We start from the raw sequence: 14,343 nt of genomic DNA, 5'->3' as shown, positions 1-14,343 counted from the left end.
TCAGAATGGGTAACTAGTTATGTATGAAGAGGCAAACAGTTTTTGGGATATCACCATCGTACTTGTAGTTATCGTACTGGCGTTAGCTTACTTATATCGCAGGATGCTAAAAAAAGGACGAGGATGTGGTGGGTGCAGTTCATGCTGCAGTGGGTCTGCAGACGTAGATGATAATAAAAAAGAGAATGGATCTTAAAGGTTTATTATCTTTGCCGATAAAGTAATATGGAGCGGATAATGCTCTGTGTATTAGGACGTGGCTGTTTTCTTGGGATTGCATTTATTCCCGGCAGCCACGGTGGTTCCTAAGTTATTTAGTTAGAGGTAAGGATATGAGAACTCTCTCCGTTAGATGGAAAATAACGTTTATTTCTGGTTTATGTCTTGTACTGACATCAATACTGCTGATTGGTTTTTCTGTTTATAACGCACAGGAAAATCAGAAATCAATAAAAGCACTCAGCTCTGCATCTGTCGTTAAAAAATCTCAACAACTCCTTGAAAGCCAAGCAAAACTCAATGTTGCTAATATTAAACAGCGTATGGAAGAAGCTCTATACAGAGGCGAGATGTTGTCTGAATCTGCGTTATTTATGCAGCTAAGTGCAGAAGAGAATTTTACATCCAGCGAAGATCTGCGAACATCACTGGTTCAGTTGATACAGAGTTCAGTTCAGCGTTTTCCTTCTATCCACGCCGCTTATCTGGTTTTTAATCAAAATGCTCTGGACAGTGAAGATGCTAACTATCACGGTGCCAGTTATGTAGGATCGAATGAAGAGGGACGTTTTGCTACATACTGGCAGAAATCACCGGATGGCAGTGATGCTGTTGCCGGTGTTATTTCTGAACAGGAGCTGAAGGATAAAGCGAACCAAGAGCGATTTATCTGCCCGCTACAGAATACGGGAGCTTGTATTTCTACTCCGGTTTTTACAGAGGTGGCCGGAGAGCAACATCTGGTATCTTCGATCAGTTTTCCACTTATCCGTGATGGTGAAGTTATTGGTGTTATCGGTATTGATTTGCTGCTGAATTTCCTGAGTAATACAATTCAGGAAACGGATGCCAGTTTATTTTCCGGTAAGGGAAACGTACACCTGTTAACACACGCCGGGTTGCTGATTGCCAGTGATGACGGCAATGCTGTTATTGGTCAAAACTTTATACCTCAGCACGGTGACGGACATGCACTTGCTGAGTTATTTGAGTCAGAAAAGATACAGTCTCGCTGGGTTGATAATAATCAGTGGCTGGTACTTTTTGCCCCTGTACAAAATGCTAATCAACAGTGGGATTTATTGCTAGAGATACCGAGAGCAAGTGTGCTAGAGGATGCTAATTATCTGGATCAGACGATAACTCAGCAGATGGATGATGGGGTACTGAGAGAACTGGTTGCCGGTGTGTCGTTTGTTATTGTCGGTTTACTGGTGGTAGCATTTTCGGCATTCAGGCTGGTGAAACCGATTCAGGAGGTAGTGATAAGGTTGCAGGATATTGCCTCCGGAAATGGCGACCTGACCCAGCGTCTGGATATCCGCTCAGAGGATGAAATTGGTCAGCTTGCTCAGGAGTTTAATCAGTTTCTGGATAAATTACAGCACATCATCAAACAGGTTATTGTGACAACGAACAGTATTGCGGAAACATCTCGTCAGGCTGAAGAAGCGGCTGGAGTGACCCGTAGCAGCAGTGATGCACAGTTCAGAGAAGTTGATCTGGTAGCAACGGCCTCTGAAGAGATGACTCAGACGGCGTCACAGGTTGTAGCAAATGCCGATATTGCCGTCCGGTCGGCTACACAGGCTGGAGATGCTGCTACATCGGGAAGAACGGTTGTAGAGCAATCTTCTGAACAGATGGGAAGGCTGGTGGAGCGCATGAATCGTACGGTAGGTATTGTTGAAGCTCTGGCGGTTAACAATGCTCACATTACGGAAAGTCTGACGGTTATTGAGGATATTTCCGAACAGACGAATCTGCTGGCTTTGAATGCTGCGATCGAAGCTGCCCGTGCCGGTGAGCAGGGACGAGGCTTTGCTGTTGTAGCGGATGAAGTTCGTAACCTGGCCGGTAGAACACAAAGCTCTGTAGATGAAATAAGAAAGGTGATTGAGCAGGTTCAGAGTGGGACAGAGCAGGTTGTTGCTGCCATTCAGGAAGGCAATGAGATGGCAAATTCCACCTCTCAACAGGTTGGACAAGCGGTTATTCAGTTAAATCATGTATTTGAATCGATTGCTGAAATCAGTGAAATGAACAGTCAGATTGTCCGGGCGGCAGAAGAACAGCAATCGGTTTCTGGTGAGGTCAATAATAATGTTGCGAATATCCGGGATCTGAGTGCTCGTATTCTTGAACAGGCAGAGTCATCAGAAAGAGTCGGACAGGAGATTGCCACCTTGTCTGTCACTCAGCAGGCATTGGTTAATCAATTCAGGGTGTAGCTACGTCGTTATATAAGATACGTCGTTATATAAGAAAAGCCCGTCCGGATAAAACGAACGGGCTTTTTAGTGTTATTTTTATTATACCAGTCCGGTATTATAGTTTATCTGTCAGTTCGATAGCCTGGCCAATATAGTTTGCTGGTGTCATCTCTTTCAAACGGACTTTTTCTGTTTCAGGAAGTTCAAGGCCGTCGATAAAGTTACGCATCGCTTCACCGTCAACCCGTTTACCTCGGGTCAGTTCTTTCAGTTTTTCATACGGTTTTTCGATACCATAGCGACGCATGACTGTCTGAATAGGTTCAGCCAGTACTTCCCAATTCCGATCCAGCTCTGCCAGCAATGCATCACGGTTTACTTCCAGTTTGCTGATCCCTTTCATCGTTGAAGCATAGGCAATAATGGCATAGCCACAGCCAACCCCAAGGTTACGCAGAACGGTTGAGTCTGTCAGGTCACGTTGCCAGCGGGAGATTGGCAGCTTTTGTGCGAGATGAGAGAATACGGCATTCGCCAGTCCCAGGTTACCTTCAGAGTTTTCAAAATCGATTGGGTTAACTTTGTGTGGCATGGTAGAAGAGCCGATTTCACCGGCAATCGTTTTCTGTTTGAAGTGACCCAGTGCTATGTATCCCCATACATCACGGTCAAAATCAATCAGAATAGTATTGAAGCGGGCAATTGCATCAAACAGTTCTGCAATATAATCATGCGGCTCAATCTGAGTCGTGTATGGGTTCCAGGTTACGCCAAGGGATCCGGTGATAAACTCTTCGCTGAATTTGTGCCAGTCCAGTTCCGGATATGCGGAAAGGTGCGCATTATAGTTACCGACAGCCCCGTTAACTTTAGCTAGAATTTCTACATCTGCAATCTGCTTGTACTGACGTTCCATCCGGTAAGCCACGTTAGCCATTTCTTTACCCATAGTACTGGGAGATGCTGGTTGACCGTGGGTACGGGAAAGCAGGGGAATATCGCGGTATTCTTCAGCCAGTTTTTTGATGGCATCAATAATATTGCGAATTTCAGGAAGGATAACGGTATTACGGGCTTCTTTCAGCATCAGTGCGTGAGAAGTATTATTGATGTCTTCTGAAGTACAGGCGAAATGAATAAATTCATTTACAGCATGTAATTCAGGGATGCCGGCAACTTTTTCTTTCAGGAAATATTCCACGGCTTTAACGTCATGGTTGGTCGTACGTTCAATTTCTTTAATACGGGCAGCGTCTTCTTCACTGAAATTAGCCGCCAGCTCATTCAGAAACTGAGTTGCTTCTGCACTGAAAGCCGGTACTTCTGCAATCGCATCCGTAGCTGAAAGCTTCTGTAACCAACGTATTTCAACGATAGCACGATACTTTAGGAGGCCATACTCACTAAAGATGCTGCGTAACGCAATCGTTTTACTTCCGTAACGTCCGTCTACCGGTGAAACAGCAGTCAATGCTGACAGTTCCATGTTCATTCTCCTGAATAGTGTTGTTTGAGATTAGATTCTTGCTAAAAGAATTTGGGCTTGTTCGACCATTTTCTTACGACCGAAAATAAGGTGACGGCGTTTTCCGCCAACCTGACGCCACAAAACGGCGCTGCGAATACCTGAAAGCAGCAGTGCCCGAACTTTATGTTGATTGCTTGTCTGTTGTAAAACAGAAGGGGTGCCTGTCACCTGAATCCTCGGGCCGATAGGGCTGACGATATCCAGATAAATACTGGCAATATTACTGATCATCTGTTCGTCAAACAGATGGAAATGTTCAGCCTGCCGTTCCAGCATCTGAATGCGATTGCCCAACTGAGACATCGCGTCCTGATTACTGTCAAGCTTACGTTCCAGAGCCATCAGACTGATTACATATCGGGTAAGGTCATTTCCGGCCGGGGTATTTTCTATGCCTTTGACCAGACATTCCAGACCGGTTTTCAGGTTACTTTCATTACCAAATACGTCCAGCGTACTGCTGGGATTGGTATTCAGAATAGCTTTAATTGAAGTTTCAAATGCGTTGTTATCACAGTAACCGTCCCTTGCAACCTGCTGAACCAGAGCAACGGCCTGACAGATGCCGGCAAAAGCAATAGTGCGGTCATAAACAGTATTAGCCACGTGCAGAAACTCCTTAACTGATGGTTCCGGGATTATAGTCTTTTTTCGATAATGCCGCCGCCCAGGCAAACATCATTTTTATAAAATACAGCAGATTGTCCGGGGGTAACGGCGACCTGAGGTTCATCAAAGATGACTTTGATGCTTTCTTCATCCACCGGAATAATCGTACATGCCACATCCTGCTGACGGTAACGGGTTTTCACTGTGCAGCGGGTGTGTTCGGTTATTGGCTGGCGATCTACCCAATGCAGTTGAGAAGCAATCAGACCGTCAGACTTCAGTAGTGGATGGTCTGCTCCCTGGACTGCGATCAGCACATTACGCTGCAAATCTTTTTCTGCTACATACCAAGCAGCTTCGTTGCCTCCGCCACCTTTTTGTCCGCCGATATGCAAGCCTTTGCGCTGACCAAGTGTATGGTACATCAGCCCCTGATGTTGGCCGATAACCAGCCCGTCCGGGGTTTCAATGTTACCGGGTTGTGCCGGCAGGTAGCGGGAAAGAAATTCGGTAAATTTGCGCTCACCGATAAAGCAGATACCAGTTGAGTCTTTTTTCTTTGCAGTAATCAATCCCTGCTCTTCCGCAATACGGCGAACTTCCGGTTTTTCCAGTTCTCCAACGGGGAAAAGACTACGGCCTACCTGCTCATGACTGAGAGTATACAGGAAATAACTTTGATCTTTGTTTGAATCCAGTCCCCGTAGCATCTGTGGTTTTTCACCACGTTCCGGGAAGGTACGACGTACATAGTGCCCCATGGCAATATAGTCGGCATCCAGCACTTCATCGGCAAATTCCAGAAATGCCTTAAATTTAATTTCTTTGTTGCAAAGAATATCCGGATTTGGTGTACGCCCGGCTTTGTATTCAGCCAGAAAATACTCAAAGACATTATCCCAGTATTCAGCAGCGAAGTTAATCGTATGCAGAGGGATTCCCAGTTTGTCACAGACTGCCTGTGCATCGGCTAAATCCGTTGCTGCAGTACAGTATTCTTCGTTGTCATCTTCTTCCCAGTTTTTCATAAACAGGCCTTCGACCTGATACCCCTGCTGTAGAAGCAGGTAAGCGGAAACGGATGAATCAACGCCGCCGGACATACCGACGATGACTTTTTTCTGGCTGTTGTTTGTCATGGAGCTATTTCGATAAATTTACACGGGCGCCGATTCTACCAGAAAGATAGGCAAGGTGACAGATCTGAGAGGGTCTTCACAGATGGATTTCTCGCCATTCGCCGGGGGACAGATCGTTTAAGCTGATATCGCCAATAGAATAACGGATAAGCCGGAGTGTCGGAAAACCGATATGAGCAGTCATTCTGCGTACCTGCCGATTACGGCCTTCAATAATGGTGACAGCAAGCCAGGTTGTCGGTATCGCTGCCCGGAAGCGTACCGGCGGATCCCGATCCCATACCTCTGGCTGCGGAATAATATCGACGCGGGCTGGCAGGGTCATGCCATCTTTTAACTCAATACCTTTTCTGAGCTTGTCCAGATCCGATTCGGAAGGTATGCCTTCGACCTGAACCCAGTATGTTTTGGGTGATTTTGAACTGGGCTGAGTCAGCTTCGCCTGCAGTATTCCATCGTTAGTCAGTACCATTAGCCCCTCGCTATCTCTGTCCAGACGTCCTGCGGCATAGACGTCTTTGACCGGAATATAATCCGCAAGGGTTTTTCTGCCTTCTCCATCAGTAAACTGGCTGAGTGTATCGAAAGGCTTATTAAACACAATGACCTTTCTGTTTTCTGCCGATACCGGAGGTTTTATGTTTTTTTTCTTTCTTTTCACCGCGTATTTTCCCGGATTTCTTTTGGCCGGGGAAGACGTGTTAGAACGGCTTGAACGAGTGCGGTTAGCACGAAGTGTCATATCTACTATCCTAATAGAATGTAATTAATATATGCGGGAACGTTTTGTCAGAGTATAGTTTTAAGTTATGATTCATATAATTTTAAGTTATGATTTGTCTGTTTGAGAAATTGTATCTTAATCCGAACTCATGGATACAGGAAAAGAGAGGATTCTTTTTCTGATAAGAGTTTCGTATTGCTGAATAGTGCCGAGGATGAAAAAGGTGACTGAGCAGCGCATTATTGATTCAGGTTCTTTCCTCATTTTGGAACCTGTCAAAGTATAGGGAAATATCATGTCTACAAAAAAGCCAACCATAATCTACACAATTACTGATGAAGCACCGGCATTAGCAACCCAATCCCTGTTGCCGATCATTCGTGCTTTCACGATCTCATCAGATATTGATGTGGAAACAAGAGACATTTCACTGGCTGGTCGTATTCTTGCCAACTTTCCGGAATACCTCACGCCTGAGCAGCGTATAGGTGATGCTTTAGCTGAACTGGGTGATATGACTCAGAGCCCTGAAGCGAACATTATTAAACTGCCTAATATTTCTGCCTCCGTACCTCAGCTGAAAGCAGCAATTAAGGAGCTGCAAAGTAAGGGGTATTCATTGCCGGATTATCCGGAGGAAGCGTCTGATGAGGCAGAAAAAAACATCAAAGCTACGTACGATAAAATTAAGGGAAGTGCAGTAAATCCGGTACTTCGTGAAGGTAATTCTGATCGCCGGGCTCCTGCATCAGTGAAAAATTACGCGAAGAAAAATCCACATTCAATGGGAGCGTGGTCAGCGGATTCGAAATCTCATGTTGCCAGTATGCGGGAAAAAGATTTTTATGGCAGTGAGAAGTCCCTGACTGTTGATGGTGCAAAGGAAGTTCATATTGAGTTTGTGGGTAAAAACGGGACAACAGTTGTTCTGAAAGAACGGCTCCCGCTTCAGGATAAGGAAATTCTGGATGCTTCTGTGCTGAGCAAAAATGCACTGGTTGCATTTTTTGAGAATGAGATTGCGGATGCCAAACAGCAGGATGTACTGCTTTCCCTGCACATGAAAGCCACTATGATGAAGGTTTCCGACCCGGTTATCTTTGGTTATGCAGTTAAGGCCTACTACAAAGATGTTTTCGCACAGTATGGAGAGTTGTTTGAACAGCTAGGTGTCGATGTTAACAATGGCATTGGTGATGTTTACACCAGAATAGATTCTCTTCCGCAGGAGAAGCAGGATGAAATTAAGGCGGCACTGGCTCGGGTCTATGAGACTCAGCCAGCATTAGCAATGGTTGATTCTGACCGTGGTATCACAAACCTGCATGTACCAAGTGATGTTATTGTTGATGCTTCTATGCCTGCGATGATCCGCTCTTCTGGCCAGATGTGGGGGCCGGATGGCAAGCTGAAAGATACCAAAGCAATGATCCCGGATCGATGTTATGCCGGAGTTTATCAGGCTGTAATTGATTTTTGTAAGAAGAATGGCGCTTTTGATCCGACGACAATGGGTAGTGTACCTAATGTGGGTCTGATGGCACAAAAAGCAGAAGAATACGGCTCTCATGATAAAACCTTTATTCTTTCCGGAGAGGGAGTCGTTCGTGCTGTTGATAGCGAAGGCAATATCCTTCTGGAGCAAGATGTTGAACCGGGTGATATCTTCCGTATGTGTCAGGCAAAAGATGCACCTATACAGGACTGGGTCAAGCTGGCAGTCACCCGAGCCAGGGCTACGGGGGTTCCGGCAGTATTCTGGCTGGATGAAAACCGGGCTCACGATGCAGAGCTGATCAAAAAGGTGAACACCTACTTGCCGCAGTATGATACGGAAGGGCTGGATATTCGTATTATGTCACCGGTCGAAGCAACGCTATTCTCCCTTGAACGTATTAAACTGGGACTGGATACGATTTCCGTTACCGGTAATGTTATGCGTGATTATCTGACGGATCTGTTCCCAATTCTTGAACTGGGTACATCAGCGAAGATGCTGTCGGTCGTACCGCTGATGAATGGTGGCGGTATGTTTGAAACCGGAGCCGGTGGTTCTGCACCTAAACATGTTCAGCAGGTAATAAAAGAAAACCATCTGCGCTGGGATTCTCTGGGTGAGTTTTTGGCATTGGCGGCTTCGCTGGAACACCTGAGTACGGTTTCCGGTAATACTAAAGCTCAGGTTCTGGCAGATGCTCTGGATAAAGCAACCGGACAATTCCTGGATAACAATAAGTCTCCGTCTCGTCAGGTTAATGAACTGGACAATCGCGGCAGCCATTTCTATCTCGCTATGTACTGGGCTCAGGCTCTGGCAGAGCAGACGGAAGACCCGGAACTGGCTATACAGTTTGCTCCGGTAGCGAAACAGTTAAGTGACAATGAAATGGTTATTATGAATGAGCTGAATCAGGTTCAGGGTGTAGCCGGTGATCTGGGGGGGTACTATGTAACGGATGCTGGCAAAGTTACCGCTCTGATGCGTCCGAGTGCAACTCTGAACGGCATTATCGATGCTCTGTAATTGAGCTCAGGATAATAAAAACGACCCGGAATGGTAAAACAAAGAACCCGCAATTGCGGGTTCTGTTCTTTTTGTCCACATTATATTATGTGGATTCGTTTTCATAGGGTTCCAGCTTATTAACCACTACTGTAAATGGCAGCGTCTCTTATTTGGCTGGTTGCAGTTGCTCGATCGGAACAACAGAACTAGCGTGATAACCCTTTGGTCCTTCTTCAACCTCGTACGATACTTGTTGACCTGCTTTCAGAGTTCTGTAACCGTCCATCTGAATGGTGGAGTAATGAGCAAAAATATCCGCATCTTCACCTTCAGGGCAAATAAAACCAAACCCTTTTGCATTGTTGAACCACTTTACTGTACCTGTAGCCATGCTATACATCCCTCATGCATTTTGTAACTGAAGTTGTCGTTACCAGTATTTTGGTTAATTACCTGTCTGAACATTTATACTGGTATTAGTGAATACAAATAATGGCGCTGCCATACTTTTCATCACTATGCCCACAATTTAGTCAATGAATTCATACAGTCAATAGCAAGAGTCTATAAATTTAAACATATTTCTAAACAAATCAGTTTTGAGATTAACATTTTCCTAACTTTGTGATCTCTTGGGCAAACTGGTATCTGTGCTATACGTCGAACAACAGTTGTATAAAGCGTGAGCGATTGTTACCCGGCTGAGCAAACGATAGCAATGTTTTATTTGCAGGGATACAATTGGTGCATTAGTCTCTTAGTTAGGGGGAAGATTTTCTGTTCCTGAGACTTAAATGCTGAATTTGAAAGGCCGGGATACGGGAAAATTTCATAAGTTAAAAGTAAATAATGAGCAAACAATATGAATGGGTGACTCCAGACTCTGACCTGCTGGAGAAAGAAAAAACACAAACAAAACCGCCATCGATGTATCACGTTTTGTTACTGAATGATGACTATACTCCGATGGACTTTGTGATTGATATTCTCGGACGTTTTTTTGCTATGGATCTGGATAAAGCCACACAAGTCATGTTGCAGGTCCATTATGAAGGGAAGGCTGTCTGTGGCACGTATACTGCAGAAGTTGCAGAGACTAAAGTGGCTCAGGTCACAATGTACTCGAGAGAGAATGAGCATCCGCTGTTATGTACGATGGAGCGGGTCTAAGAGTCCCGGCACTGACAACATAGGGTGTTCTTTGCGGAGGTGAGGTACTTATGCTGAATAAAGAATTAGAATCGAGTCTTAATAGTGCGTTTGCCCGAGCTAGGGATAAGCGGCACGAATTTATGACGGTCGAACATCTTCTGCTCGCACTGCTGGATAATGATGCAGCGAGGGAAACACTTCTTGCCTGCCGGGCTGATATTGAAATTATGAAGCAGGAGTTGGATACATTTATTGATCAAACGACTCCGCTTATTCCTGAAAATGATGATACTCGGGAAACTCAACCGACACTGAGTTTTCAGAGAGTATTGCAGCGTGCAGTTTTCCACGTACAGTCATCCGGGCGTAATGAGGTTTCAGGGGCAAATGTGTTGGTGGCGATTTTCAGCGAACAGGAGTCCCATGCAGCTTATTTGCTGAAAAAACACGATATTAGCCGCCTTGATATTGTTAATTATATTTCTCACGGAATTACGAAGGCGTCAGCAAGAGAAGAGGATTCTTCATCGGATGCTTTTGGCGAAGGACACGTCTCGGAAGAGGTGCCGGCAGAAGAGAAACTGGAGAGTTTTGCCAGTAACCTGAATAAGCTGGCGAAGCAGGGGCATATTGACCCACTTATTGGTCGGGAAAAGGAACTGGAACGTACGGTTCAGGTGCTGTGTCGGCGCAGAAAGAATAATCCCCTGTTGGTTGGGGAAGCCGGGGTTGGTAAGACGGCAATTGCAGAAGGGCTGGCGTGGCGGATCGTTGAGGGACAGGTTCCCGAAGTGATCAAAGACAGTGTGATCTATTCTCTGGATATCGGTTCATTGCTGGCGGGTACTAAGTACCGTGGGGATTTTGAAAAACGTTTCAAGTCTGTGCTTAAGCAATTGGAAAAAGAAGATGATGCAATTCTGTTTATTGATGAAATTCATACGATTATTGGTGCCGGTGCCGCATCTGGCGGACAGGTTGATGCGGCAAATCTGATTAAGCCGTTACTCAGCAGTGGTAAATTACGTTGTATCGGTTCTACGACGTATCAGGAATATAAGAATATTTTTGATAAAGAACATGCCCTCTCACGACGTTTCCAGAAAATCGATGTAGTGGAACCATCGCTGGATGATACGACTAAGATTCTGATGGGATTAAAACCTAAGTATGAAGCGCATCATGATGTCCGTTATACCAATAAGGCGTTGCGGGCTGCTGTAGAGCTGTCTGCCAAGTATATTAATGAGCGTCATTTGCCGGATAAAGCGATTGATGTTATTGATGAAGCCGGCGCTAAAAGCCGTCTGGCTCCGGCGAGCCGTCGTAAGAAAACAGTTGGGGTAGCCGATATCGAGGCAATGGTTGCCAGAATGGCTCGTATACCGGAAAAATCTGTCTCATCCTCTGATAAAGATGTGCTGCAGTCACTGGATCGCAAGATGAAGATGATGGTCTTCGGTCAGGACAGTGCGATTACTGCACTGTGTGAAGCGATAAAACTGAGTCGGGCAGGGCTTGGTGATGAGCATAAACCGGTGGGTTCTTTCTTGTTTGCCGGCCCTACGGGTGTGGGCAAAACTGAGGTAACGGTTCAGCTTTCCAAGCTGTTGGGAATAGAGTTGCTGCGGTTTGATATGTCAGAATATGGAGAACGTCATTCGGTCAGCCGTTTGATTGGTGCACCTCCGGGATATGTTGGTTATGACCAGGGTGGTTTGCTGACGGATGCGGTGATTAAGCATCCTCATGCTGTGGTGCTGTTAGATGAAATAGAAAAAGCACATTCTGATATTTTTAATCTGCTGCTGCAGGTTATGGATAACGGAACACTGACAGATAATAATGGACGTAAGGCTGATTTTCGTAACATTATTCTGGTGATGACAACGAATGCGGGTGTAGCAGAAACAGTCAAGAAATCGATTGGTCTGATCCAGCAGGATCACAGCTTTGATGCGATGGCGGAGATAAAACGGGTCTTTACTCCGGAATTCCGTAACCGCCTGGATAACATTATCTGGTTTAATAGTCTGGATGAAGAGGTGATCCATCAGGTTGTGGATAAATTCATCGTCGAACTTCAGGCTCAGCTGGATGCTCGGGGCGTATCTATGGAAGTCTCAGAAGAAGCCCGCTTCTGGCTTGCCAGAAAAGGCTATGACAAAACGATGGGGGCTCGTCCTATGGGGCGGGTGATTCAGGAACAGCTTAAGAAGCCATTGGCTAATGAACTTCTGTTTGGCTCTCTGGTTGATGGCGGTTCAGTAAAAATCGATCTTGAGAATGACGAATTGTGTTTTCATTATCTGAATGCTGAAGAGGAACCGGTACACTAATCGAAAAGCCGGAACGTCAGACACAAAAAACGGAGCATTCAGGCTCCGTTTTTTTGTGCCGGATAACTGAGAATTAACGAGCACGGAAGACGATGCGACCTTTAGACAGGTCGTATGGAGTCAGCTCCACAGTTACCTTGTCACCAGTAAGAATACGGATGTAGTTTTTACGCATTTTACCGGAAATATGAGCAGTCACGACATGACCATTTTCAAGCTCAACACGGAACATAGTATTCGGCAGAGTATCCAGAACGGTACCTTGCATTTCAATTACGTCTTCTTTAGCCATTTAATCCTCTTTAGAAACAGGCAATATTAACGGCAGCGTTATGCCATTAAAACAGATATAAATAAGTTGGGGCGTATTCTACCCTTGCCACCGGTGATTTACTAGCCTTTGATGTGGCTGAAAGCGAACTTTATAGTTCATTGCCGGGCACTCGTCTATCTGATATCCGAGATAAAGCCACTGTTTACCATGTTTCTGGCAGAATTCAATCTGGCACAGAACGGCAATAGTTCCGATAGAAAACGGATAGTCAGGGTCGAAGAAGGTATAAAATGCGCTGATGCTGTGTTCCATGATATCCGTAACGGCAACGGCAATCAGGCGCTCTTCATCGTAGATGTGCAAAAATTGAGTATTCAGCCACTGACAGTGAGCAAAATTGTAGAATTGATCTTTTTTCGGCGGGTACATGCTTCCGTCCTGATGACGGGCCGTTACATAGCGGCTATATAATCCAAACCAGCCTTCATCCATTTCCGGTTTGAGCTCTCGGCGCAGAGTGCGGCTTTTTCTGAGCAGCCGTTTCTGGCTTCTGGTGGGTCTGAAATCGGTTATCGGGATACGTATGGCTTCACAAGCGACACAGGAGCCACAATAAGGAGTATAGATGGTGTCTCCGCTGCGTCTGAATCCATTGGCCAGCAGCATTTCATATCCGTTACAACAGTGCAGGGTCTTATCTAAGGCCACAGCCACTCTTTCTGAATGGGATTTCAGATAACTGCAAGGGTTATATGAGGTTAAGCCTATTTTTATATGCTGTTCTTTCGGGATCATAACGAGTCTTCCTGCCGGGGTGTTATCTCTGTCAGCCACTGTTTTGTGTAACAAGAGGTATCGATGTTTTTGGATCTCAGGGTTTCCAGTAATGTCAGATAGTCAGAGCGCGCAATTTCAATTGCCCCGAGTGATTCGGTATGTGGATTTAGAATTTGGCAATCGATCAATTTGCCTCCGTGGCGGTGGAAATGCTCACAGAATGCCCACAGAGCAATCTTAGATGCGTTTGATTTCAGGCTAAACATGGATTCACCACAGAAAATCAGCCCGACCTGAACCCCATAAAGTCCACCGACTAACTCATCACCATCCCATACTTCAACTGAGTGACAGAGCCCCCGATGAGCCAGTTCAGTATAGGCGGCCTGCATTTTTTCATCCAGCCAAGTTTCATCTTCGGTACGCAGGCTGCCACAGAGGCGAATAACGGTTTCCGTTACCTGGTTTATACTGACCCGGTAACCGGATCTGCGAAAGAATTTTTTCAGACTTCTGGATGGGGTAAATTCTCCCGGAATAAATATGGCTCTGGGGGAGGGGCTCCACCATAGAATAGGATCACTGAGGCTATACCAGGGAAAGATACCGCAGTTATATGCTGATATCAGCCTTTCAGGACTGAGGTCTCCACCCATAGCCAGCAAACCGTTAGGATCGGTGAGTGCTTCACCTGGAGAGGGAAACTGGGTGTCATATGGGCTGAGTTCCGGAAGATAGATGGTCATGAGTCAATAAATTACGGCGCTGCGGGCTCGGTAAGAAGTTATAACCATTAGTATAAAGGGGATTCCTCTGACTTGGGAATGATTTCTGCTGGCGATTTTGGTCAAAATTAGCTAGTC

The 14,343-nt window shown here is 45.5% G+C and carries 13 protein-coding genes; 5 read left to right on the top strand and 8 right to left on the bottom strand.

Annotated features, from left to right (window positions below):
* Positions 1-19 precede the first annotated feature (19 nt).
* Both CSW98_RS17860 and CSW98_RS02940 read left to right on the top strand, forming a co-directional pair.
* The gene (locus CSW98_RS17860; RefSeq protein ID WP_100798941.1) at positions 20-196 is read left to right on the top strand and encodes a FeoB-associated Cys-rich membrane protein; all 177 of its coding nucleotides are present in this window, start codon (positions 20-22) and stop codon (positions 194-196) included.
* Between the two features lie 136 nt (positions 197-332).
* Positions 333-2,450 (top strand): methyl-accepting chemotaxis protein, encoded by a 2,118-nt coding sequence (locus CSW98_RS02940; protein WP_100798940.1) that lies wholly within the window; start codon positions 333-335, stop codon positions 2,448-2,450.
* A gap of 97 nt (positions 2,451-2,547) precedes the next feature.
* Here the strand turns inward: CSW98_RS02940 and purB are convergent, their stop codons facing one another.
* From purB to CSW98_RS02920, 4 genes are all read right to left on the bottom strand, one after another.
* Positions 2,548-3,918 carry an adenylosuccinate lyase gene (gene purB, locus CSW98_RS02935; RefSeq protein WP_100798939.1) on the bottom strand — a complete coding sequence of 457 codons (1,371 nt, stop codon included), beginning with the start codon at positions 3,916-3,918 and terminating at the stop codon, positions 2,548-2,550.
* A gap of 30 nt (positions 3,919-3,948) precedes the next feature.
* The gene (gene hflD, locus CSW98_RS02930; protein ID WP_100798938.1) at positions 3,949-4,566 is read right to left on the bottom strand and encodes a high frequency lysogenization protein HflD; all 618 of its coding nucleotides are present in this window, start codon (positions 4,564-4,566) and stop codon (positions 3,949-3,951) included.
* A gap of 32 nt (positions 4,567-4,598) precedes the next feature.
* A complete protein-coding gene (gene mnmA / locus CSW98_RS02925) occupies positions 4,599-5,708 on the bottom strand; it encodes a tRNA 2-thiouridine(34) synthase MnmA (protein ID WP_100798937.1) in 1,110 nt (369 codons plus the stop codon).
* A 76-nt stretch (positions 5,709-5,784) separates the two neighbouring features.
* Complete coding sequence (locus CSW98_RS02920) at positions 5,785-6,450, bottom strand: pseudouridine synthase (RefSeq protein ID WP_100798936.1); 666 nt, start codon at positions 6,448-6,450, stop codon at positions 5,785-5,787.
* Between the two features lie 277 nt (positions 6,451-6,727).
* On the opposite strand from CSW98_RS02920, the gene CSW98_RS02915 reads away from it, so the two are divergent.
* Complete coding sequence (locus CSW98_RS02915) at positions 6,728-8,956, top strand: NADP-dependent isocitrate dehydrogenase (RefSeq protein WP_100798935.1); 2,229 nt, start codon at positions 6,728-6,730, stop codon at positions 8,954-8,956.
* A 148-nt stretch (positions 8,957-9,104) separates the two neighbouring features.
* On the opposite strand, the gene cspD is transcribed toward CSW98_RS02915, so the two are convergent.
* Positions 9,105-9,329: a cold shock domain-containing protein CspD gene (gene cspD / locus CSW98_RS02910; protein ID WP_100798934.1), complete on the bottom strand. Its 225-nt coding sequence runs from the start codon at positions 9,327-9,329 to the stop codon at positions 9,105-9,107.
* 458 nt (positions 9,330-9,787) lie between these two features.
* On the opposite strand from cspD, the gene clpS reads away from it, so the two are divergent.
* Both clpS and clpA read left to right on the top strand, forming a co-directional pair.
* Positions 9,788-10,108 carry an ATP-dependent Clp protease adapter ClpS gene (gene clpS, locus CSW98_RS02905; protein WP_100798933.1) on the top strand — a complete coding sequence of 107 codons (321 nt, stop codon included), beginning with the start codon at positions 9,788-9,790 and terminating at the stop codon, positions 10,106-10,108.
* Positions 10,109-10,158: 50 nt separating this feature from the next.
* Positions 10,159-12,429, top strand: a complete 2,271-nt coding sequence (gene clpA, locus CSW98_RS02900; RefSeq protein WP_100798932.1) for an ATP-dependent Clp protease ATP-binding subunit ClpA — start codon at positions 10,159-10,161, stop codon at positions 12,427-12,429.
* A 73-nt stretch (positions 12,430-12,502) separates the two neighbouring features.
* On the opposite strand, the gene infA is transcribed toward clpA, so the two are convergent.
* The 3 genes from infA to aat form a co-directional block, all read right to left on the bottom strand.
* Positions 12,503-12,721 carry a translation initiation factor IF-1 gene (gene infA / locus CSW98_RS02895; protein WP_005493784.1) on the bottom strand — a complete coding sequence of 73 codons (219 nt, stop codon included), beginning with the start codon at positions 12,719-12,721 and terminating at the stop codon, positions 12,503-12,505.
* Positions 12,722-12,799: 78 nt separating this feature from the next.
* Complete coding sequence (locus CSW98_RS02890) at positions 12,800-13,498, bottom strand: arginyltransferase (RefSeq protein WP_100798931.1); 699 nt, start codon at positions 13,496-13,498, stop codon at positions 12,800-12,802.
* Positions 13,495-14,226 (bottom strand): leucyl/phenylalanyl-tRNA--protein transferase, encoded by a 732-nt coding sequence (gene aat / locus CSW98_RS02885; protein ID WP_100798930.1) that lies wholly within the window; start codon positions 14,224-14,226, stop codon positions 13,495-13,497. The genes CSW98_RS02890 and aat overlap by 4 nt, the downstream gene beginning before the upstream one ends.
* Positions 14,227-14,343 lie beyond the last annotated feature (117 nt).

It is taken from the genome of Vibrio sp. HA2012 (genome assembly GCF_002812955.1).
In the GTDB taxonomy this organism is placed as follows: Bacteria; Pseudomonadota; Gammaproteobacteria; order Enterobacterales; family Vibrionaceae; genus Vibrio.
The sequence above is the reverse complement of the archived record's forward strand: the minus strand, read 5'-3'. Positions and strand labels throughout refer to the sequence as shown.

Bases quoted from the DNA above. Each gene is read 5' to 3' on its own strand.
- CSW98_RS17860 (WP_100798941.1), top strand. From the start codon at position 20: ATGTATGAAGAGGCAAACAGTTTTTGGGATATCACCATCGTACTTGTA.
- CSW98_RS02920 (WP_100798936.1), bottom strand. From the start codon at position 6,450: ATGACACTTCGTGCTAACCGCACTCGTTCAAGCCGTTCTAACACGTCT.
- clpS (WP_100798933.1), top strand. From the start codon at position 9,788: ATGAGCAAACAATATGAATGGGTGACTCCAGACTCTGACCTGCTGGAG.
- infA (WP_005493784.1), bottom strand. From the start codon at position 12,721: ATGGCTAAAGAAGACGTAATTGAAATGCAAGGTACCGTTCTGGATACT.
- purB (WP_100798939.1), bottom strand. From the start codon at position 3,918: ATGGAACTGTCAGCATTGACTGCTGTTTCACCGGTAGACGGACGTTAC.
- clpA (WP_100798932.1), top strand. From the start codon at position 10,159: ATGCTGAATAAAGAATTAGAATCGAGTCTTAATAGTGCGTTTGCCCGA.
- CSW98_RS02890 (WP_100798931.1), bottom strand. From the start codon at position 13,498: ATGATCCCGAAAGAACAGCATATAAAAATAGGCTTAACCTCATATAAC.
- cspD (WP_100798934.1), bottom strand. From the start codon at position 9,329: ATGGCTACAGGTACAGTAAAGTGGTTCAACAATGCAAAAGGGTTTGGT.
- CSW98_RS02940 (WP_100798940.1), top strand. From the start codon at position 333: ATGAGAACTCTCTCCGTTAGATGGAAAATAACGTTTATTTCTGGTTTA.
- aat (WP_100798930.1), bottom strand. From the start codon at position 14,226: ATGACCATCTATCTTCCGGAACTCAGCCCATATGACACCCAGTTTCCC.
- CSW98_RS02915 (WP_100798935.1), top strand. From the start codon at position 6,728: ATGTCTACAAAAAAGCCAACCATAATCTACACAATTACTGATGAAGCA.
- mnmA (WP_100798937.1), bottom strand. From the start codon at position 5,708: ATGACAAACAACAGCCAGAAAAAAGTCATCGTCGGTATGTCCGGCGGC.